This is a genomic window from Chachezhania antarctica, assembly GCF_003646465.1.
GTDB classification, from domain to species: domain Bacteria; phylum Pseudomonadota; class Alphaproteobacteria; order Rhodobacterales; family Rhodobacteraceae; genus Chachezhania; species Chachezhania antarctica.
Genome location: NZ_QZEX01000001.1, coordinates 494,689 through 515,471, shown reverse-complemented (window position 1 = coordinate 515,471; position 20,783 = coordinate 494,689). Strand labels below are relative to the sequence as shown.

Annotated in this window: 21 protein-coding genes and 2 tRNA genes; 13 read left to right on the top strand and 10 right to left on the bottom strand. The window is 66.2% G+C overall.

Going from position 1 to position 20,783, the window contains the following annotated elements:
* Nucleotides 1-64 precede the first annotated feature (64 nt).
* Complete coding sequence (locus D4754_RS02480) at nt 65-1,003, bottom strand: NAD-dependent epimerase/dehydratase family protein (protein WP_121061269.1); 939 nt, start codon at nt 1,001-1,003, stop codon at nt 65-67.
* A 100-nt stretch (nt 1,004-1,103) separates the two neighbouring features.
* Here D4754_RS02480 and D4754_RS02475 point away from each other — a divergent pair, with 100 nt between their 5' ends.
* Nucleotides 1,104-1,997 carry a LysR family transcriptional regulator gene (locus D4754_RS02475; protein ID WP_121061267.1) on the top strand — a complete coding sequence of 298 codons (894 nt, stop codon included), beginning with the start codon at nt 1,104-1,106 and terminating at the stop codon, nt 1,995-1,997.
* On the opposite strand, the gene D4754_RS02470 is transcribed toward D4754_RS02475, so the two are convergent.
* A complete protein-coding gene (locus D4754_RS02470; protein WP_121061265.1) occupies nt 1,994-2,806 on the bottom strand; it encodes an alpha/beta hydrolase in 813 nt (270 codons plus the stop codon). The genes D4754_RS02475 and D4754_RS02470 overlap by 4 nt on opposite strands.
* A gap of 63 nt (nt 2,807-2,869) precedes the next feature.
* Between D4754_RS02470 and D4754_RS02465 the strand changes: the two genes are divergently transcribed.
* Complete coding sequence (locus D4754_RS02465; protein ID WP_121061263.1) at nt 2,870-4,345, top strand: NAD-dependent succinate-semialdehyde dehydrogenase; 1,476 nt, start codon at nt 2,870-2,872, stop codon at nt 4,343-4,345.
* Between the two features lie 387 nt (nt 4,346-4,732).
* Here D4754_RS02465 and D4754_RS02460 read toward each other — a convergent pair whose 3' ends face one another.
* Complete coding sequence (locus D4754_RS02460; RefSeq protein ID WP_121061261.1) at nt 4,733-6,391, bottom strand: ArnT family glycosyltransferase; 1,659 nt, start codon at nt 6,389-6,391, stop codon at nt 4,733-4,735.
* A 409-nt stretch (nt 6,392-6,800) separates the two neighbouring features.
* The gene (locus D4754_RS02455) at nt 6,801-8,456 is read right to left on the bottom strand and encodes a DUF6504 family protein (RefSeq protein WP_121061259.1); all 1,656 of its coding nucleotides are present in this window, start codon (nt 8,454-8,456) and stop codon (nt 6,801-6,803) included.
* A gap of 138 nt (nt 8,457-8,594) precedes the next feature.
* On the opposite strand from D4754_RS02455, the gene D4754_RS02450 reads away from it, so the two are divergent.
* Nucleotides 8,595-9,080, top strand: a complete 486-nt coding sequence (locus tag D4754_RS02450) for a cytochrome c (RefSeq protein WP_121061257.1) — start codon at nt 8,595-8,597, stop codon at nt 9,078-9,080.
* 96 nt (nt 9,081-9,176) lie between these two features.
* Here D4754_RS02450 and D4754_RS24210 read toward each other — a convergent pair whose 3' ends face one another.
* A complete protein-coding gene (locus D4754_RS24210) occupies nt 9,177-9,644 on the bottom strand; it encodes an I78 family peptidase inhibitor (RefSeq protein ID WP_205589563.1) in 468 nt (155 codons plus the stop codon).
* 142 nt (nt 9,645-9,786) lie between these two features.
* On the opposite strand from D4754_RS24210, the gene D4754_RS02440 reads away from it, so the two are divergent.
* Nucleotides 9,787-10,914 carry an S-(hydroxymethyl)glutathione dehydrogenase/class III alcohol dehydrogenase gene (locus tag D4754_RS02440; protein ID WP_121061256.1) on the top strand — a complete coding sequence of 376 codons (1,128 nt, stop codon included), beginning with the start codon at nt 9,787-9,789 and terminating at the stop codon, nt 10,912-10,914.
* 214 nt (nt 10,915-11,128) lie between these two features.
* On the opposite strand, the gene D4754_RS02435 is transcribed toward D4754_RS02440, so the two are convergent.
* Nucleotides 11,129-11,668 carry a redoxin domain-containing protein gene (locus D4754_RS02435; RefSeq protein ID WP_121061254.1) on the bottom strand — a complete coding sequence of 180 codons (540 nt, stop codon included), beginning with the start codon at nt 11,666-11,668 and terminating at the stop codon, nt 11,129-11,131.
* Between the two features lie 123 nt (nt 11,669-11,791).
* Between D4754_RS02435 and leuB the strand changes: the two genes are divergently transcribed.
* Nucleotides 11,792-12,898: a 3-isopropylmalate dehydrogenase gene (gene leuB, locus D4754_RS02430; RefSeq protein WP_121061252.1), complete on the top strand. Its 1,107-nt coding sequence runs from the start codon at nt 11,792-11,794 to the stop codon at nt 12,896-12,898.
* A 3-nt stretch (nt 12,899-12,901) separates the two neighbouring features.
* Here the strand turns inward: leuB and D4754_RS02425 are convergent, their stop codons facing one another.
* The gene (locus tag D4754_RS02425) at nt 12,902-13,456 is read right to left on the bottom strand and encodes a putative pterin-binding protein (RefSeq protein WP_121061250.1); all 555 of its coding nucleotides are present in this window, start codon (nt 13,454-13,456) and stop codon (nt 12,902-12,904) included.
* Between the two features lie 161 nt (nt 13,457-13,617).
* Between D4754_RS02425 and D4754_RS02420 the strand changes: the two genes are divergently transcribed.
* Nucleotides 13,618-13,694 (top strand) — tRNA-Pro (locus tag D4754_RS02420).
* Between the two features lie 92 nt (nt 13,695-13,786).
* On the opposite strand, the gene D4754_RS02415 is transcribed toward D4754_RS02420, so the two are convergent.
* Together D4754_RS02415 and D4754_RS02410 are read right to left on the bottom strand one after the other, a co-directional pair.
* Nucleotides 13,787-14,425 carry a DUF998 domain-containing protein gene (locus D4754_RS02415; protein ID WP_163025751.1) on the bottom strand — a complete coding sequence of 213 codons (639 nt, stop codon included), beginning with the start codon at nt 14,423-14,425 and terminating at the stop codon, nt 13,787-13,789.
* Nucleotides 14,426-14,559: 134 nt separating this feature from the next.
* Nucleotides 14,560-14,634: transfer RNA gene (locus D4754_RS02410), tRNA-Thr, on the bottom strand.
* Nucleotides 14,635-14,718: 84 nt separating this feature from the next.
* Here D4754_RS02410 and D4754_RS02405 point away from each other — a divergent pair.
* From D4754_RS02405 to D4754_RS02375, 7 genes are read left to right on the top strand one after another with little or no spacing between them, the layout of a single operon-like run.
* A complete protein-coding gene (locus tag D4754_RS02405; RefSeq protein ID WP_121061249.1) occupies nt 14,719-14,907 on the top strand; it encodes a hypothetical protein in 189 nt (62 codons plus the stop codon).
* Nucleotides 14,908-14,911: 4 nt separating this feature from the next.
* Nucleotides 14,912-16,180 carry a UDP-N-acetylglucosamine 1-carboxyvinyltransferase gene (gene murA / locus D4754_RS02400; RefSeq protein WP_121061247.1) on the top strand — a complete coding sequence of 423 codons (1,269 nt, stop codon included), beginning with the start codon at nt 14,912-14,914 and terminating at the stop codon, nt 16,178-16,180.
* A complete protein-coding gene (locus D4754_RS02395) occupies nt 16,177-16,656 on the top strand; it encodes a DUF2948 family protein (RefSeq protein ID WP_121061245.1) in 480 nt (159 codons plus the stop codon). The genes murA and D4754_RS02395 overlap by 4 nt, the downstream gene beginning before the upstream one ends.
* A gap of 4 nt (nt 16,657-16,660) precedes the next feature.
* Nucleotides 16,661-17,959, top strand: a complete 1,299-nt coding sequence (gene hisD / locus D4754_RS02390; protein ID WP_121061244.1) for a histidinol dehydrogenase — start codon at nt 16,661-16,663, stop codon at nt 17,957-17,959.
* A gap of 15 nt (nt 17,960-17,974) precedes the next feature.
* A complete protein-coding gene (locus D4754_RS02385; RefSeq protein WP_121061242.1) occupies nt 17,975-18,454 on the top strand; it encodes a UPF0262 family protein in 480 nt (159 codons plus the stop codon).
* A gap of 2 nt (nt 18,455-18,456) precedes the next feature.
* Nucleotides 18,457-18,918 (top strand): arsenate-mycothiol transferase ArsC, encoded by a 462-nt coding sequence (locus tag D4754_RS02380; protein ID WP_121061240.1) that lies wholly within the window; start codon nt 18,457-18,459, stop codon nt 18,916-18,918.
* A complete protein-coding gene (locus D4754_RS02375; protein ID WP_420837191.1) occupies nt 18,918-19,499 on the top strand; it encodes a GNAT family N-acetyltransferase in 582 nt (193 codons plus the stop codon). The genes D4754_RS02380 and D4754_RS02375 overlap by 1 nt, the downstream gene beginning before the upstream one ends.
* A gap of 173 nt (nt 19,500-19,672) precedes the next feature.
* On the opposite strand, the gene D4754_RS02370 is transcribed toward D4754_RS02375, so the two are convergent.
* On the bottom strand, nt 19,673-20,728 hold the full coding sequence (locus tag D4754_RS02370) for an MBL fold metallo-hydrolase (protein ID WP_121061236.1): 1,056 nt from the start codon (nt 20,726-20,728) through the stop codon (nt 19,673-19,675).
* Nucleotides 20,729-20,783: the final 55 nt, after the last annotated feature.

Sequence of the window (20,783 nt, the reverse complement as noted above, 5' to 3'; positions counted from 1 at the left end):
GTCAAGCGGGCGAAGGTGCGTGCAGAGCACACACCCTACGACGTTCAAACCGGGAGGCGGAACGTCACGCGGTGGAAACGCCTTCGACATTCTGCGGTCGGTCGGACGTATGCGCATGACGCACGCCAGTGAACGCCACGGCCGTCGCGATGGCCTCGTCCAGCGGGGTTTCCCGGAAATCGGGCGCCAGTTGCCGGAAGAGCGTGCCGTCCAGCCGGTGCGGGGTGCGCCAGAGATAGGACATCTCGGCAATCCGCCGCATCATCGGGTTCACGATACCGGCGATCCTGACGGCGAACCACGGGAACGACACCAGCCGCACCGGACCGGGCGTCGCGCGCTGGACGGCGGCGAACAGCTGGGCTCCCGTAAGGGAATAGCCTTCGAACTGCACATCGGTGAACACCGGCAGATCGAAACGCTTTTCGGCCAGCAGAACGGCCGCGCGGGCGACGTCGGGCAAATAGGCCCAGGCGTGCATCCGGTCGGTCGGGCCGGGATAGGTGAAGCGCCCCTTTGCCAGCTTCGGCGCCATGATCTTGTCGAACCAGTTGCCCGAGGCCTCGGTATCCAGGAAATCCCCGGCCCGCAGGATGATCGTGCGTACGCCGGACCGGCGATAGGCATCCTCCATCTCGATCCGCAGCCGGCCCATCGGGTTCCGCGCGGCGTGCGGCGTGAACTCGGACCAGGGCGCAGGCGTCTGTTCGCCGAAGACATAGACATTGCCCGGAATGATCGCCGTGGCACCCGCGGCCTTCGCGGCCTCGATCACGCGGGCCGTCAACCCGGGCAGTTCGGCCGCCCACTTGTCATAGGTCGGGTTCCACGCGTTGACGATCACGTCCGCCCCCCGCGCCGCCTGTTCAAGATCGTCCTTCGCGCGGTCGAAGGCCTTCACCGTCCAGCCCGCGGCCCGGAAGGCCTCGGCCGCGTTACGTCCGAACCGGCCCGTCGCGCCGAGGATGAGAACCGTTCCCGTCGATTTCTTGTCGTCAGCCATGACATGCTCCTGTGCGTGGATTGGCGTCTGACCCCCGGGATATCCATTCACAAGCGTACCGAATATTGCCAAAATCCAACGATCTGATATTCATTCATGAATGGATACCCGCGCTTCCCTTGCCGATTGGTCGCTGGTTCGAGCCTTCCTTGCCGTGGCCGAGACCGGTTCGCTGTCAGCCGCCGCCCGCGCGTTGAGGCAAAGCCAGCCGACGCTGGGCCGACAGGTGCGCGCACTGGAAGATGCGCTTGGCACCCAGCTTTTCGAACGCCATGCCCGCGGGCTGCGGCCCAGCCCGGAAGGCGAGGCGTTGCTGCCCCACGCCCAGTCCATGCGCGAGGCGATGCAGGCCCTGCACCTGACCGCCGCCGGACAGTCGCAACGGCTGGAAGGCACCGTGCGCATCGCTACCAGCATCTTCATGGCCCATTTCCTGATGCCGGCGATCCTGGCCGACATCCGCAGGGCCGAGCCCTTGATCCAGCTGGAGCTCGCCGCGTCCGACACCAGCGAGAACCTGCTGTTCCGCGAGGCCGACATCGCCGTGCGCATGTACCGGCCCACGCACGGCGGCCTTGTCACCCGCCATGTCGCGGACCTGGATCTGGGAATCTTTGCCGCGCGATCCTACCTCGAACGTCGCGGCCGACCCATTCGCGCGGAGGACCTGCGGGATCATGACCTGATCGGCTATGATCGAAGCGACCTCATCGTGCAGGCGATGAACGCCCACGGCTTTCCGGTGACGCGCGAGGATTTCAAGCTGCGCTGCGACAACCAGTCGGCCTATTGGCAATTGGTGCGCGCAGGTTGCGGCGTGGGCTTTTCCCAGCGCGGCGTGGCCCTTGCCGATCCGCTGGTCGAGGAACTGGACCTGGGGATCGAACTATCGCCCCTCCCCGTCTGGCTGACCGCGCCCGAGGCGATGCGCCAGACGCCCCGCATCCGCCGGATCTGGGACCTGCTGGCCGACGCGCTGGTCGGACTGCGCTAGCGCCCTGTCAGGCGGCGGACCATCAGGCTTTCAGGATCGGCCAGATCGTCGATCACATCGAAATGGTGCTTGCCCGAGGCCACGACCTGCTCCACTCGCCACGCATCGGCCAGCCATTGCGCCTGATCCAGAAAACCGGGCCGTTCCTCGGCGCCCACCCAGACCGTGACCGCGACGTCGTGCAGATCGGCCGTCAGGATCGGGCTTTCAGCTTCGGCCTCCGCCACATTCAGCCGGAAATCGGCATTCATGTCGGTCTGCATCAGGGGACGCAGGTCGCCCAGCGGCGAGATCGGCATGATATGCGCGATCCGCCGGGCAGTATCTTCGGCCACCAGCGCACGGTCACGCATCCGGGCCACAAGGTGCCCCCCCGCAGAATGCCCCGTCAGCGCCAGTGTGCCGGGCCGTTCCGCGGCGATGGCCGCCACCGCCTGCGCGATCTGCCGCGTGATATCGGCGATCCGCACGCCCGGGCACAGGTCGTAGGACGGCATCGCCACGGCCCATCCGCGCGCGAGAGGACCGGCCGCCAGATGCGACCAGCTGGACTTGTCGAAGGCCTGCCAGTAGCCACCATGCACGAAGATCACGGTGCCCAACGCCGCGCCCTCCGGCAGGAACAGATCGTACCGTTCGCGCGTTCCCCTCCCGTAGGGAAGATCAGGCCGTGCCCGGGCACCAAGGCCCTCGCGAAATGCCGCGGCCTCGGCCTCCCAGCGCGGCGGGAACTCTTCGGCGCTTGGAATGAAGGCCCCGTTGGCATAGGCCTCGTTCAAGTTTTCCACTGTGTCACCCGTGGTACCCATCTGGACAAACCTTGCCTCATCTGAATTCTGACGGCGAACGAATTCCGCGAAAGGACTGCCCCCATGCTCGATGCACCCACCGACCTCAAGTCGCTCCTCAAGGATCCGTCGCTTCTGGTAACGCAGGCCTATGTCGGCGGCCAGTGGATCGACGGCGACAATGGCACCTTCGCCGTCACCAACCCTGCCCGCGGCGATGTCGTGGCCAACGTGGCCGACCTGACCCGCGCACAGGTGGCCGACGCTATCGCGCAGGCCTACGACGCGCAAAAGGAATGGGCCGCCCATACCGGCAAGGAACGCGCCGCGATCCTGCGCCGCTGGTTCGACCTGATGATCGAGAACAAGGACGATCTTGGCCTGATCCTGACCGCCGAACAGGGCAAGCCGGTGGCCGAAGCGGTGGGCGAAATCGCCTACGGTGCCTCCTTCGTGGAATTCTTCGGTGAGGAAGCCAAGCGCATCTATGGCGAGACCATTCCCGGCCACCAGCGCGACAAGCGTATCACGGTGCTGAAGCAGCCGATCGGCGTGGCGGCCTCGATCACGCCGTGGAACTTCCCCAACGCCATGATCACCCGCAAGGCCGCGCCGGCGCTGGCCGCCGGGTGCAGCTTCGTCGCCCGCCCCGCGGCGGAAACGCCCCTGTCGGCGATCGTGCTGGGCGTGCTGGCCGAACGCGCGGGCATCCCGGCGGGTGTGTTCAACGTGGTGCCGTCCTCGGGCTCGTCCGAGATCGGCAAGGAGTTCTGCGAGAACCCGAAGGTGCGCAAGCTGACCTTCACCGGCTCGACCGAGGTGGGCCGCATCCTGCTGCGGCAGGCGGCCGACCAGGTCCTGAAATGCTCGATGGAGCTTGGCGGCAACGCGCCCTTCATCGTCTTCGACGACGCCGATCTGGACGCGGCGGTCGAAGGCGCGATCATCTGCAAGTTCCGCAACAACGGCCAGACCTGCGTCTGCGCCAACCGGATCTACGTGCAGGACGGTGTCTACGATGCCTTCGCCGAAAAGCTGGCGGAAGCCGTCGGCAAACTGAAGGTCGGCGACGGTCTGGAAGACGGCGTGACCACCGGTCCCCTGATCAACGACGCCGCGGTCGACAAGGTCGAAGAGCACTTGGCCGACGTCACCGCGCACGGCGGCACCGTCCTGACCGGTGGCAAGCGCCACGCACTGGGCGGCACCTTCTTCGAACCGACGGTTGTGACCGGCGTCACACAGGACATGAAGGTCGCGCGGGAGGAAACCTTCGGTCCCCTCGCCCCACTCTTCCGCTTCTCGACGGAAGAAGAGGCCGTGGGCTATGCCAACGACACGATCTTCGGCCTCGCGTCCTATTTCTACGCCCGTGATCTGGGCCGCGTGACCCGCGTTCAGGAAGCGCTGGAATACGGCATCGTCGGCGTGAACACCGGGCTGATCTCGACGGAACTCGGCCCCTTCGGCGGGGTGAAGCAATCGGGTCTCGGTCGCGAAGGCAGCCATCACGGGATCGAGGACTACCTGGAACTGAAATACATCTGCACCTCGGTCTGAAGCGTTCCGGTCGTGGGGGCGCTGCCCCCACACCCCCGAGGTATTTGAAGACCAAAGAAGGCGCGCGCCCGAAGATCCTCTCAAGCCATCGCTGCGGAGCCACCATCGCCTTGGGCCGGTAGGAGCGGGCGCGGTGCTCCCGTCAAGGGGCCGCAGGCCCGCGCGGATGCGCGGCTTGCCCTTGATGGGGGCGCCGCGGTCGATCAGGCCCAACAAGGCGGTGGTGGATTTGCAGGGATGGCGCGCTCATCTCTGTGGTGAACCCGAGCCGAGCAGCCCTCCGTCGTCACCGAACCTGGCCCAGCATCGCGCGCGGGTCGGAAGGGTGGAAACCCCCGTGTTTCCACCCGGTGGGAGGGCGGGTGGACCGGCCCGCGCGCGATGCGGCTACCGGAACAGGTACCCCGTCACCGCGATCTCCCGGCCATTGCCGATATTCATGCCTGTCACGGTGCCCAACACCTCGGCGTCCCGCGTCAGCGCCGCGTGGAACCTGTCGTCCAGCCGTTTCTCGACCATGACGAACGCGCAGTCCGCCTGCGCCACGGCCTGGGCTGCGGCTTCGGGCCCCACATCGGCGCCCGTGTCATCGGTGAGGAACAGGAGCGACGGCTCCTCGTATCCCACCATCAGCCGCAGCGGGTCATCGCCACACAGCGCCGCGCCATCCTGCATCGCCGCCAGCGGCACCGACGGCCACAGGAACCCGACCCGGGACAATTGTTCATAGAAGGCCAGCGACAGGCCGACGGCCAGACCCGCGCCGCACAAGGCAGGCGCGAAGCGGCGCCCCTGCCCCACCGACCGCCACAGGCCCGTGCCGGACACCGCCATGATCACCACTCCGGCAATCCAGTAGGCCCCCGGCCATTGCCCGCCCTCGAATGTGACATAGGCCGGCACCGCAAGAAGGACGACGGCCAGTCCCAGCATAAACCCGAGAAAGATCCGGAACGCCGTCCCCGGCCGCCCCTCGGGCCGCGCCAGCCAGCCCGAGGCTGACATCACCGCCAACCCGGCAAAGACCGGCAGCACGTAGTGAATGAGCTTGGTCGCCACCAGTTCGAACACGATCCATGTCGGCAGGATCCAGACAAGGCAGAACCAGACCGGCCGCAGGCGCCAGCCTTTCCACGACGCCGCGATCCCGAACGGCAGGAAGATCGAAGCCGGCCAGAACGTGGCCCAGACAGCCGCAAGATAGGTGCCCGGCGGCGCGCCGTGGTTCTCCTGCCCTTCGCCGATCTTCGCGATAAGGTCCCGGCCCAGCGCCTCGTCCCAGAACGCGTTACCGGCGCGCAGCGTGATCAGCACGAACCACGGTACCACGAGCGCCAGGAACACCACCGCCCCGCGCCCCGGCCGCAGCGCGCGCAGCCAGCCGAACGCGCGCGCCCTCACCGCAAGGCCCAGCACGGTCGTTCCCACGACCAGCGCCGCGATCGGTCCCTTGACCAGCGTGGCCACTGCCAGCGCAATCCAGAACCCGTAGGCCAGCCAGGCCGGCAGCGCCTCTCCCGGTCGCATCCACAGCCGCGCCAGCACGGCCTGCGCGCTCAGGATCGCCGCCAGCAGCACGGCGTCGGTCTTGGCCAGCCGCGCCTCGGCCCCCAGGACAAAACAACTCGCCATCAGGATCGCCGCAACCATGGCCGAGCCCGCCCCCATCAGCGACAGCCCGATCAGGTAGGTCAGAAGCACCGCCGCCACGGCGCCGATCAGCGACGGGATCCGGTAGGCCCAGATCTCCTCGCGGCACTCCGGGCCACAAACGGCGACGGCAGCGCTCTGCAACCAGTAGATCCCGATCGGCTTCTTGTAGCGCGTGTCGTCACCCAGCCGGATGTCGATCAGATCGCCCGTCTCCACCATCTGGCGCGAGGCCTGGGCGAACCGCGCCTCGTCCCGGTCGACGGGCGGCATCGTGAAGAAGCCAGGCAGGAACAGCACCACGGCCAGCACCGCCACGAACAGCATCGGCATGAAAGGCCGGGCCCGCGCCAGCGCCTCCATCCTGAGTTCGATCCATCTGAGGCTCCGGTCCATCGCTCCGCCCAACTCCTGATCCACGGTCCGTCTTAGTCTGCGCCGCCGCCCGGGTCCACAACCCCCGAAGCCGCTTTCCCCGGCACCTGTCCGTGGGGGCGCTGCCCCCACACCGCCGAGATAGTTGAAGACCAAATAAGGCGCGCGCCCGAAGATCCTCTCAAGCCATCTCTGCGGAGCCACTGTCGCCTTGGGCCGGATCGAGCGGGAGCGGGCGCTCGATCCGGCCCATCAAGGCGACGGTGGGTCTGCGGGGATGGCGCAGTTATCTCTATGGTGAACCCGAGCCCCATCGGCCTCCGCGCCCGCCCCGCGACCGAGACGGGAGGGTGGACGCCGAAGGGGTCCACCCGTTGGGCGGGCGGGAGGGCCGGCTCGGGCGCGGGGCGGGCGCGGAGGCGGGCAGCGTTCACGCGAATTGCCCTTGGCAGAACCAGCCTTTCGACATCGTCCCGCCATGGCCGAAGTAGAGCCACAGCCGTTCGCCCGTCACCGCCGTCACCTGCCAGTAGTCCCGCACCCCCGTCCGCCAGTCGGGATCGTCGAGCCACCATTCCGGGGCGATCCGTTCCGGGCCCGCGGCAACCTTCACCTCCCAGTCGCGCCCCCGCCAGCGGAAGGCGCGGGGGAGTGTCCCGGCGTCGGGGGCCATCACCGGCTCGGGCCGCCAGAGCATCAAGGGCCGCGTCACCTCGCGGTCCGGCCAGTCGCCCGCGGGTTCGGACCAGGCGGCGGCCAGCACCTGGGCCGATTTCTCGGGGATGTGGCTCGACGCCGGATGCATCCGCGTGATCGCCTCCATCCCCACCCGGGCGCCCAGCCGCCCGATCAGGTCGTCGAGCGCCGAGCTTGCCTCGAGCCGCGCCTGCACCTCGCGACCCGCCTGCAGATGCCCCACCTGCCGGCGGTCGTGCAGGGGCTCGGTCACCACCGCCTCCAGCCGCAGCATGTCGATGCCGAAGCCCGCGTCGATATGGTCGAGCTTCATGACCAGCAGCGGCCGGATCCTGTCGGGCAGGTGGGAGGGGCGGGCGAGGCTGACCGTCACCACCTCGGCCGCGCGGTCGGTGCGGTGGGCCTCCAGCTTCAGCGTCCGCGCGCCGCGGCCCCGTTCCCGCAGCCTCTCGCAAAGCTGCGGCAGCATCCGGTCGATCCCGGCCTCCATGTCGGCCACCAGCCCGATGGGGTCGGGCAGGGTCAGCCGCACCGCGAAGTGATCCGGCGCGCGGGCGGGGGAGACCGGCTCCGGCGCGCCGCCCATCGCCTGGTCGAGCCGCAGAACCAGCCCCTTGCCGAACCGCCGCGCCAGCGAGGCACGCGGCTGGCCCAGCAGATCCCCGATCCGGCGCAACCCCAGGCGCCCCAGTTGCGCGATCATGTCCGGCTCCAGCCGGAGCGCCGCCACCGGCAGGGGGCCAAGCGCGGCATGGCACTGGCCCACGGGCGCGATCCGGGCGGATGTCACCGCCGCCGCGGCCCCCCCGGGCGCGGTGCCGCCCTTCGTCCAGTGCCGCCGCCGCGCGGCGCGGACGCGGGTGGCGGGTGCCTCCTGATCGATCGCGTCGCCGGACCGCGCGGCCTCGGCCCGCCGGCCGGCATAGCGCGCCAACGCCCAGGCCGCGCCCAGCGTGTCGGCGATGCCCAGCTGGACCGACAGGCCCAGGTTGGCGCAATCGTCTTCCACTGCCGCGGCAAGGCCGGCTTCACCCCCGAACAGGTGCGCGCAGCCGGTCAGGTCCACCGTCAGGCCATCCGGGGAGTCCTCGGCCACCCACGGGGAAAACTTGCCGGCCCAGCGGCGCAGCGCGGTCAGGAACGCGGCTTCGGCCGGGGCGTTCTGCGCGCGGGTCACCAGCGTGCCACACATTGCATGGGCATCGCGCACCGGCTGGCCGGGGAAAATTCCCGCCGCCTGCGCCGCCGCGTTTAACGACATCACAACCTGCATGTTGGACTGTTCCGCCACGATGGCCAGCGGGCCATCACCCACAGCGGGGTCGACCCGGATCAGCCGTTCGGCGCCGAGACGGGGAAACCACAGCGAAAGAATACGGCGTTTGGACATGCACGTTGGGCAGCAGTTTGGGCAGCGGAAACCGAAGGGCAGACAGGTGGGGAACGAAATGTTCTTATTTTGTTCTTATAGGGTGAGTCGGGGCGCGGAGTCGAGTCGCCACCCCCGGCCTGAACGACGGTGAAACCGATGATCGACCGCATGAAATGGCACACGAACCGCCGCACCTGGCCGATCCCGGTGGCGATCTTCCTTGGCCTGGCCGTGCTGGTGGCCTGCGGCGTCGAACCCGACCCGACCGATCTTCTGATCGACGACCGCCGCGTGCAGGACCGCGTCACCGGCATGGTGGAGGCGCAGACCTCGCTCCATGTCCTGACGGACATGCTCTCGGCCCGGGTGCGATTTAACAAGTCGAATGCGCGCACCGCCCGAAAGGTCCTGATCCGGACCATGTCCCACATCCCGCGCGATTTCCGGAAGGAACGGGACGATCCTCTGTCGCGCACGTCACCCCATGTCTGGGCGCAATGGGACGACTTCCGGCGCAAGGCCGATATTGCCGAGGATCGGGCAAAGGATATGGATGTCCGATCCTGGATCCGCCTGCGCGATACCATCGCGCCGCTGATCACCGCCTGCCAGACCTGCCATGACAGCTATCGCACGTGGTAGCCGGCGAACTTCCCTGACCGGCGTGAGCCGGCTTCCTTCACATACCCGGACCCGCGTTGGAGCAAAGACGGCCCCATCCAAGGGAATGGTCCGGTCTCAGCCGCACCAGATCCGGCTGATCGATCCGCCGTCGTCGACGTCCACGTTCAGGCGCTGCGGGCGGTAATCCTGCGTCACGATGCTGCCCGGCTCGATGATGCGGGTGTCTGCGGGAAAGCTGGCGCGGTGTATCTCCAGCGGCTGGGCCAGAAGATCCTGGCGCTGGTCGGCGCCGCACATGTCGGGGACGGAGGCGGTCTCCTCCGCGCTCGCCGCGTCTTCGGCCGCATCGTCCATGCCGGTCCCGATCGCCGACACGACCGGATCGGCACCAGGCACCGGCAAGACCGGATCGGTCGCGAACTGGCCCGAGGAGCCGACGGGCGGAGCGGCCGGTACGGCGCCAAGGGGCGTCGTCTGGACCGCCGGGGGTTGTTGCAGATCCGGAGCCGTTCCGTTCAGATCCGGGGCCGTTCCATCCGAACAGGCCGCCAGCACAACAAAGATCACCATAAGCCGTTTCATCGCCACTCCCTTTTCCGGCACTGCTACATTGTCCACAAGCCTGCACGGATTCGCCAGCACATGATCGAAGACGGTTGAAAACGTGGCCAACCTGCCGCACGGTCTCGCGAAAATTCGGCAAGCCCCATGAAGGAGATCAGCCATGCGTACCAAAGCCGCCGTTGCCGTCGAAGCCGGCAAGCCGCTCGAGATCATGGAGGTCAACCTCGACGGGCCCAAGGCGGGCGAAGTCCTGATCGAAATCAAGGCGACGGGCCTGTGCCATACCGATGAATTCACCCGCTCGGGCGACGATCCCGAAGGACTGTTCCCCTGCATCCTGGGGCACGAGGGCGCAGGCATCGTGATGGAAGTGGGCGAAGGCGTGACCACGCTGAAGCCCGGCGATCACGTGATCCCGCTTTACACGCCGGAATGCCGCGAATGCCCGTCGTGTCTGTCGGGCAAGACGAACCTTTGCACCGCGATCCGGGCCACGCAAGGCCAGGGCCTGCTGCCCGACGGGACGACGCGGTTCTCGATGCTCGATGGCACGCCAATCTATCATTACATGGGCTGTTCGACCTTCGCGAACCACACCGTCATGCCCGAAATCGCGCTGGCCAAGGTCCGCGATGACGCGCCTTTCGACAAGATCTGCTATATCGGCTGCGGTGTGACCACGGGCATCGGCGCGGTGATCAACACGGCGGGTGTCGAGATCGGATCGACCGCCGCCGTCTTCGGGCTGGGCGGGATCGGCCTGAACGTGATCCAGGGCCTGCGGATGGCAGGTTGCGACATGATCATCGGCGTCGACCTGAACGACGATAAGGCCGAGATGGCCAGGAAGTTCGGGATGACCCATTTCGTGAACCCGTCGAAGGTCGACGACACGGTGGCCGAGATCGTGAACCTGACCAAGCGCGGGGCCGACCAGATCGGCGGCGTGGATTACAGTTTCGACGCGACAGGCAACGTGAAGGTGATGCGCGACGCGCTGGAATGTTCGCATCGCGGCTGGGGTGTCTCGGTCATCATCGGCGTGGCGCCAGCAGGGGCGGAAATCAGCACACGGCCGTTTCAGCTTGTCACGGGCCGCGTCTGGAAGGGCACCGCCTTTGGCGGCGCCAAGGGCCGGACCGACGTGCCGAAATTCGTCGACTGGTACATGGATGGCAAGATCGAGATTGATCCGATGATCACCCACAAGCTGACGCTGGACGAGATCAACCACGGCTTCGACCTGATGCACGAAGGCAAGTCGATCCGCGCGGTCGTGGAATTCTGATCCTGCCATAAACCGCACCTTCCGACGGAAGGCGCGGCGCGCCATGCCCGACCTCGGGAGGGCATGGCGACATCTGGTGAGAGCGCGGCAGGTCCCGCATTCCCAACGTTTGTCCGATATCCCGCGATGAAAATGCCCTCCCATGGGGGAGGTCGGGCATGGCGTGTCGTGCCGGCACGCCAGGGCGCCGCTGACGTAGAGCCCGGATTTCGGGTCAGCCTTCGCCGGGAAGGCGGTCGGTGTACATGCCGCGGGGCGGGTAATCCTTTTCGATCCGGAAGGTGATGCCGCGCAGCATGTCTTCCGGCTTCGGGCGCGAAAACGGCGCGGTCTGCTGCCAGCCGTAGTAAAGCCTGTTGTCCTCGGACACGTAGAAATGGCCGGGTTCAAAGAAATAGGGCGCCTCGGCCGTGCCTTCGCGGGCCTTGGAGATCAGCAGACCCCAATCATCCCGCGCCGAGATGAGATCCATCCCATAGCCCACGCGCAGCTTCGACGTGCCGGCCTTTTCGATCGTCTCCCGCGCCTTTGCCTCGTCATCGCCGGAAATCATGATCACCTCGATGCCCGCCTCGGTGAAGGCTTCCAGATGTCCCTCGATCTCGGTCATCTGGCGGATGCAGATCGGGCAGTGCAGGCCGCGGTAGAAGATCACCAGCGTCCCCTTCTCCCCTTTGTCGCGGGCCAGATCGAACGGGCCCCCTGCCAGGGTTTCGACGGTCAGCGCAGGCACGGGTTGTGACGGTACAAGCATCCACTTCATCCTTTTGAAGGCGGGGCAGGGCTGGTCTTTGATATGCCACCGACACACGCGTCGGATTGACCTGCCGCATTGTTCAAGCTACCCGCTCTTCGACTGTTTTCAAGGAGCGCACCGATGACCACCCCTTCCCTTCTCATCCTGCCCGGCGACGGGATCGGCCCCGAGGTCATGACCGAGGTGCGCAAGGTCATCGACTGGTTCGGTGCGAAGCGCGGGCTGGCCTTCGACGTGTCCGAAGACCTTGTGGGCGGCGCGGCCTATGACGCGCACGGCACGCCGCTGACCGATGAAACCATGGAAAAAGCCCAGAATGTCGATGCCGTGCTGCTGGGCGCCGTGGGCGGGCCCAAGTACGACAACCTCGATTTCAGCGTGAAGCCGGAGCGCGGCCTGCTGCGTCTGCGGAAGGAAATGGATCTCTATTCCAACCTCCGCCCGGCCCAGTGCTTCGACGCGCTGGCGGACTTCTCCTCGCTGAAACGTGATGTGGTGGCGGGGCTCGACATCATGATCATCCGCGAGCTGACCTCTGGAATCTACTTCGGCGAACCCCGCGGGATCATCGAGGAAGGCAACGAACGCGTCGGCATCAACACCCAGCGCTACACCGAATCCGAAATCGATCGCGTCGCGCGGTCGGCGTTCGAAATGGCACGCCGCCGGTCGAACAAGGTCTGCTCGATGGAGAAGGCCAACGTGATGGAATCCGGCGTGCTATGGCGGGAAGTCGTCCAGCGCGTGCACGACGAAGATTACCCGGATGTCGAGCTGACCCACATGTATGCCGATGCCGGCGCCATGCAGCTGACCCGCTGGCCCAAGCAGTTCGACGTGATCGTGACCGACAACCTGTTCGGCGACATGCTGTCGGATCTGGCAGCGATGCTGACCGGGTCGCTGGGCATGCTGCCGTCGGCGTCGCTGGGTGCCCCGATGGCCAGCGGCCGTCCGAAGGCGCTGTACGAACCCGTGCACGGCTCGGCCCCCGATATCGCCGGTCAGGGCAAGGCCAACCCGCTGGCCTGTATCCTGAGCTTCGCGATGGCGCTGCGCTATTCCTTCGACCAGGGTGCCGAGGCCGACCGTTTGGAAGCGGCCGTGCAGGCGGTGCTGGCCAAGGGTCTGCGCACGCCGGACCTTCTGGGCGAAGAAGGTGTGGAGCCTGTCACGACCGTCGAAATGGGCGATGCCGTCGTCACCGCCCTGGAAGAGTCGCTGTAAGCGTCACTTCACTTCGATGTAGAACAGCGCCCAGACCTCCAGTTCGACAATTTGCTGCTGGAGGTCCGGGTCGCCTGCCTTCGGGAAGGCGATCATCAGCGGGCCCCGATCGCCAAGATCGAAGGGCTCGCCATTTACCTGCGTTGCGATGATCGGATCGTGTTCGGCGATCATCGCCGCCGGAATATCCATCTGGTAATCGTCAAGAGCATAGGCCGTGATGTCCTTGCCTTCGGCCCCCACAGCCTTCAGCAGCGCCGACAGGCGCGGGCCGGTATAGGTGGCCGGATCGCCGGTTTCGGGGATCGTGCCGGCGATCTTCGCCTGCTCCATCCCGTCCAGCATCGCCATGTCGAAGGCCGCGCCCGCGTCGAAGTAGATCTTGCGCTCGGAAAAGATCGTCCATTTCTCTTGTGTCTGCGGGCCGCGGTTCGTCTCGGTGATAGCGCCTGAAAGGGTAAGAACGACCATGGCTTCGGGCTCTTTCAAGTCGGCATGAGCCGGCAGCGCGGCAAGGCACAGGAACACGGCGGCAAGGCGGGTCAGCGAACGGAACATGGCGGTTTCTCCCTGGGACTCCTCTGCCCGTAGAAGACAGCCATGCCGTGTGCCGATCAAGCCCAAGACACGCCGGCGGGCCATTACGCCGAAACGCTTTCGTTTTCGGACGTTCTTCCCTTGCCAAGCCCCGCGCCATTCGCTATCCGGCGCGTCACGGTCGGAGTATAGCTCAGCCTGGTAGAGCACTGTCTTCGGGAGGCAGGGGTCGTAGGTTCGAATCCTGCTACTCCGACCAATTTCACAATTTTGGATATCGGCGAAGATCGCCCACCATGTGGGTCGCTGACGCACACGCATGCTCGTGCCGGTCTCATGAAGCGGTCGGAATCAGGCGTTCAGCTGGTGTCCCCGCCGAATGAAGAAGATGGCCAGGGTGATGAGGATCGCGCTCGCGATGACACCCAGCCAGCGCTCGTAGATGCCATCGATACCTGTTGGCAGAAAATAGAATGCGGGCGTACAGATCACCCAGAGCACGCCCAACCCGCGCAGTGTATACGCATAGCGATAGTTTGCGCGTTGCAGGCCCTTGGCCATCGAGAACGCGACGACCGCGACAGCTGCGCCGAGCGCGTAGACGAGATACCCGTGAATGACCCAGCCGTCGCTGTCCGCGTCACCGTATTCGTTCCGGGCGCCGATCAGGAACACGAGCAGGCCGAAGACGAGAAGCCCGAGGATGCCGATGCTCCACCCCTTGCCGCCCATGTGGACATGGGCCGCGAGGAGCGCCGCGCACAGAATTGCAGCCGAATAGGCATAAAGACCGATGTCGACGATGAATTCATAGCGACCTGCGCCGAGGTCACTGATCGTGTCCGCAATCCAGTCGTGATCGGGCACGACGAAATCGGCGATCAGTATGGACGCCGAAAGAGTAACGCAGCCGAACACCACGAACCACCCAAGACAGATCATCAGCATGGGCTGGTTTTCGTTGGCGGGTGGGGTTGTTTCGCTGGACATCCGGCCCTCCATTGCATGATGCCGTGAACGCAGCCGACGCGCAAAGGTTGCGATATTTGCCGCGTCCGCGAATGATTGTTTGGAGTCGACCGCGGGATTCGGTGCGACAGCGTTCGGGGCATGTATTCGGAAGGTGGTGCTGCCGGAGAGATTCGAACTCTCGACCTCTCCCTTACCAAGGGAGTGCTCTACCCCTGAGCTACGGCAGCAACGTGGGCGGTGGATTAGCTTCAATCGAAACCCCGTGCAAGGCCAATCTGGACGCTTTTTGATCCATGGGTTAGGGAGGTCGCATGACAGAGACCCCCAAGGGAAAAGGGCCCGGTTCGTCCCGGTCCGGTCAGGGCGCAGGCAATGCCCGCGATGACCGGCTGAAGGCGGCCCTGAAGGCCAACCTGGCGCGCCGCAAGGCACAGGCGCGGGCGCGCGCGGATGGGGCGGATGAGAACGGACAGGAAATGTCCGGCAATGAGGAAGGGTAGAGGCATGGATACGATTGTGGTCACCGGCAACGGTGCGCTGAACGGACAGATCCCGATCGCCGGCGCGAAGAACGCCTGCCTGACATTGATGCCGGCGGCGCTGTTGTCGGAAGACCCCCTGACGCTGACCAATGCACCGCGGCTCTCCGATATCCGCACGATGAGCGATCTGCTGATGTCGCTTGGCGCCGAGGTGACCGCGCTGAAGGACGGCCAGGTGCAGGCGATCTCGTGCCATGACCTGTCGAACCACACAGCCGATCACGGCATCGTCCGCAAGATGCGCGCCTCGATCCTTGTGCTGGGGCCGATGCTGGCCCGCGACGGCCATGCCATCGTCTCGCTGCCCGGCGGCTGCGAGATCGGCGTGCGGCCCGTCGACCTGCACCTGAAGGCGCTGGAAACCCTTGGGGCCGAGATGGAGTTGAAGGGCGGTTACGTCCACGCCAAGGCGCCCCACGGCCTGCGCGGCGGGGTGATCGACTTCCCGCTGGTGTCTGTCGGTGCCACGGAAAACGCGCTGATGGCCGCGACGCTGGCCAAGGGCACGACCGTGATCAAGAACGCCGCGCGCGAGCCCGAGATCGTGGACCTTGCCATCTGCCTGCGCCGCATGGGCGCGCAGATCGAAGGCGAAGGCACATCCACCATCACCATTCAGGGCGTCGACCGCCTGAACGGCGCGACGCATCCCGTTGTCGTCGACCGGATCGAACTGGGGACCTACATGCTGGCCCCCGCCATCACCGGCGGTGAGGTCGAATGCCTTGGCGGCCGGCGCGATCTGGTCGCCGCGTTCTGCGACAAGCTGGACGAGGCCGGGATCGAGGTCTCCGAAACCGAAACCGGCCTGTCGGTGCGCCGCCGCGACAACTGCATCCGGGCCGTCGACGTGTCGACAGCCCCCTTTCCCGGCTTCCCGACCGACCTGCAGGCGCAGATGATGGCGCTGATGGCGACCGCCGAAGGCACCAGCGTGCTGGAAGAAACCATCTTCGAGAACCGGTTCATGCATGTCCCCGAACTCAGCCGCATGGGCGCCGAAATCGAAGTTCACGGCGGCACCGCGAAGGTGACCGGCGTCAACCGCCTGAAGGGCGCGCCGGTCGAGGCGACGGACCTGCGCGCCTCGGTCTCGCTGATCCTTGCGGGACTGGCGGCCGAAGGCGACACGATCGTGTCCGAAGTCCAGCACCTTGATCGCGGCTACGAACAGGTTGTCGAGAAACTCAGCGCCGTCGGCGCCAAGATCGAACGGACCCACGCCCAGTGACCGAAGATGCCCGCTTTGAAGACGGGGGGGAACGTCCTCTGTACCTTGGTGCCTACGATACCGAGGACCTGCAGGTCCTGTCATCGCTGGTGCAGGATGCCGTCTTCCCGATCACCGAGATCAAGTGGCTGGCCGGCCAACGCCGCTTTGCCCTGCTGCTGAACCGCTTCCGGTGGGAGGACGCGCCGAACGCGGAACGCCGCAAGCGCCCGGTCGAACGGGTACAATCGCTGCTTGTCGTCAACGATGCCCTGCGCATGGCCAGCCAGGGGATCGACCGGTCGGATGCCGACACGGTCCTGTCCGTGCTGTCCATCACCTTCGAACCCGGCGAAGACGGCACCGGTGGCGTCCTGATCACGCTGGCCGGCGATGGCGCCATCCGCGCAGAGGTCGAAACGCTCGACGTGACCCTGCGCGACGTGACCCGGCCCTATGTCGCGCCGTCGGGGGCCACGCCCCGCCACCCGGACTGATCTCATGCCCGCATTCCTCGATACAACCTCGGCCACGTTCGAAGCCGAGTTCCAGGCGCTCCTGAGCGCCAAGCGTGAAGATGCGCCCGACGTGGCCGAAACCGTGGCCGGAATCATCGCCGATGTCCGCGCACGTGGCGACGCAGCGGTGATCGAGCTGACGGAACGCTTCGACCGCCTGACGCTGACGCCCGAGACCATGGCGTTTTCAAAGGACGAGATCGCAAAGGCCATCGCAACGGTCAGCCCCGAAGACCGCGCCGCACTGGAACTGGCCGCCCAACGGATCCGGGCCTACCACGTCCGCCAGATGCCGCAGGACGCCTCGTGGACCGATCCCGACGGCGCCACGCTGGGCTGGCGCTGGGGGCCCGTGACCGCCGCGGGGCTTTACGTGCCGGGCGGACTGGCGTCCTACCCGTCCTCCGTCCTGATGAACGCGATCCCGGCCAAGGTGGCGGGCGTCGAACGGCTGACCGTCGCGGTCCCCTGCCCGGGGGGGGAGGTCAATCCACTGGTCCTGCTGGCCGCCGATCTGGCCGGTGTGGACGAGATCTACCGCATCGGCGGCGCGCAGGCGATCGCGGCGCTGGCCTACGGCACCGAAACGATCGCGCCGGTCGACAAGATCACCGGACCGGGCAACGCCTATGTGGCGGCGGCCAAGCGGCAGGTCTTCGGCAAGGTCGGCATCGACATGATCGCCGGCCCGTCCGAGATCCTCGTCATCGCCGATGAAGACAACGATCCCGACTGGATCGCGCTGGATCTTCTAAGCCAGGCCGAACACGATGAAAGCGCCCAGTCGCTTCTGATCACAGACAGCAAGAAGATGGCGCAGGCCGTGACCGAGGCCGTCGCCCGCCGTCTGGAAATGCTGGAACGCCGCGCCATCGCCGGCGCAAGCTGGCGCGATTTCGGCGCCGTGATCACGGTGCAGGACATGGACGAGGCCGCCGCTCTCTCGAACCGCATCGCACCTGAACATCTTGAACTTTGCGTGGCCGATCCCGATTCGCTGGCCGCGAAATGCCACCATGCCGGCGCCATCTTCCTTGGCGCCTGGACGCCCGAGGCGATTGGCGATTACGTGGGTGGTCCGAACCATGTTCTGCCCACGGCGCGATCGGCCCGGTTCTCCTCCGGCCTGTCGGTCATGGACTTTTTGAAGCGGACGACCATGGCGCGGATGACTCCCGACGCCTTGCGTGCTATCGGCCCGGCAGCCGAACGTCTGGCCACGTCCGAAAGCCTTCAGGCCCACGGGCTCAGCGTTCGGGCGCGGCTCGACAGTCTGAACTGAGGGGGGCACGGCTCCATGTCCCATATCGCCGAAATCACGCTTGATGAAACCGGGCTGGCCCCGCCCACGCCCGAGATCGAGCAGGAGCGCAAGGTCGCCATCTTCGACCTGCTGGAAAAGAACACCTTCACCCTGCCCGACCGCGACGACCGCGAGATCCCGCCCGGCCCCTACAAGCTGGATCTGGCGATCCGCGAAAAGCGGCTGGTCTTCGACGTGTCGACCACCGACGGCGACAAGGCCGCGGAATTCCGGCTGTCGCTGGGGCCGTTCCGGCAGGTGGTGAAGGATTACTTCCAGATCTGCGAAAGCTATTTCGAAGCCGTGAAGACGATGCCGCCCAGCCAGATCGAAACCATCGACATGGCCCGCCGCGGGATCCACGACGAGGGCAGCCGCGTTCTGCAGGAGCGGCTGGACGGCAAGGTGGAGATCGACGACGGCACCGCGCGCCGTCTCTTCACGCTCATCTGCGTCCTGCATTTCGGAGGTTAGGCGTGTCGGAGAGCCTGCCGCAGTCCATCCTGTTCTGCTGCGACCACAACGCCGTCCGTTCACCCATGGCCGAAGGGCTGATGAAGAAATTGTACGGCACGGGCACCTACGTACAATCGGTGGGCGTGAAGAACGACCTGGAGATCGACGGCTTCGCCATCGCCGTCTGCCAGGAGATCGGCGTTGAACTGGCCCGCCACCGCGCCCGGTCCTTCGACCAGCTGGAACAATGGGGAGACGATCTTGGGTCCTTCGACCTGATCGTGGCCCTGTCGCCCGCCTCGCAACGCCGGGCGCTGGAACTGACGCGCTACTATTCGCTCGACGTCGAATACTGGCCCATCCTGGACGCGACCGGGCTCGGTGAAACCCGGGAAACCAAGCTCGACGCCTACCGGCAGGTCCGCAAGCAGCTGATCGACCGCATGGTCCAGAAATGGGGCGAGCCGGAGCATCTCCTGTGATCGAAACCCGCGCCCTGACCGGCGCGGCGCTGGAGGCCGCGCTGGACGACGTCGCCCGCCTCCGGATCGCCGTCTTCCGGGCCTTCCCCTACCTCTATGAGGGCGACGAAGCCTACGAGCGCCAGTATCTCGACGCCTACCGCACCAGCCCCGGTGCAATCGTCGTCGGCGCCTTCGACGGCGACCGGCTGGTAGGCGCCGCCACGGGCACGCCGCTGGCCGACCATGCCGACGATTTCGGCGCGGCCTTCGCGGGAACGGACATCCCGCTCGACACCGTCTTCTACTGCGCGGAATCGGTCCTGCTGCCCGACTATCGCGGCCACGGTATCGGCCACGCTTTCTTCGACGCGCGCGAAGCCCATGCCCGCGCGCTCGGCTTTTCCCGTTCCGCCTTCTGCGCCGTGATCCGCGCGGAAGACCATCCCGCCCGACCCGCCGACTACGCCCCGCTGGATCCATTCTGGCGCAAGCGGGGCTACGCGCCCTTGCCGGGCGTCATCGCAACGTTCAACTGGCTGGATGTGGGCGAAAGGTCCGAAACCGCAAAGCCGATGCAGTTCTGGATGCGCTCGCTGTAATTGCGCCGGGGCGCCGGACGGATGACCGCGCAGGGGGCTCTGCCCCCGCCTGAGCCTGCGGCTCGGACTCCACCGGAGTATTTCGGGAAAGTAGAGAAAGGACAGAACCCCTGTTTCTCCTTTCTCCCAATACTCCCGCCGGAGGCATCCGACAGGTACGCAGGCGCAGGGCTCTAGGCGGCGCGCACCCGCTGAACGCCGTTCTCTTCTTCCCAGGTCAGCCGGCCCTGCTCGACCAGCAGGTTCAAATGGGCCAGCGCCTCGGAGAAGGCGAAGGAGAACTGGTGCGCGTCCAGCTCGCGACGGAAAAGGACCGGCGTGATCTCGGCGGCGGTCTTCGTGCCGGCGCCCACGATCTCCATCACCTGGTCGCAGCGCTGGTGATGGTGTTCGATCAACTCGTCCGCGCGCTTGTGCGGCGCGGCAATGGGCAGGCGGTGGCCCGACAGCGTCAGCGCGTCTTCGGCGACCACGCCCTTGATATCGGTCAGCGACCGGATGAACGTGCCCAGCGGATCGGCGTTCGGTTCCATCGCGTGGACTGACACGTTGGGTGAAATCCGTTCGATGATCTGGTCACAGGCGAGGAACAGCTTTTCCTCGCGGCAATAAAGCATCGCCTGATCCACCGAATGCCCGCCGCCTGTCAGCACCTCGAACCGACGTCCGCCCAACACCAGCCCGCGGGCCGGGTCGAGCGAGTTGAAGGAATCCGGCAGGCCCGTCACGATCTTCAGGTAGGCCAGCCCGCGGCCCGAGACGGCTTCGGCCTGATCCTCGGTCGTGCCGTGGAGGCGGTAGAAGTCGGAATAGAAGTGCCCCTTGTCGGCATAGGGGCCGGAACACAGGTACTTGCCGGTCAGGAACTCGGCCAGGGTCATGTGGACGGGGATGTCGAACTTTTCGCACATCCAGCCGGCCAGCCCCATGTGATCGGGATGGTGATGCGAGACGATGAGCCGGGTCAGCCGGATGCCCTTCAGCGCATTGGCGAAGGCGCTTTCCCAGATTTCCTTCGTCGCGTCATTGCCGATACCGGTGTCGAGCAGCGCGAAGCCGTCGCCGTCTTCGATCAGGTAGACGTTCACGTGATCCAGCTGGAAGGGCAGCGGAAACCGCATCCACAGAACGCCCGGCGCCGCCTCGATGAATTCGCCCGGCGCCGGGGGCTCCGTCATCCCGGCCGCTGTGAGGGGTAGCTTGGATCGGGTCTGGATCGCGTGTGCCATCTGAGTCTCCGTTTGCGAACGCCGGCCGGATGCGCGGCGTTCCTTGTGCCTGTTA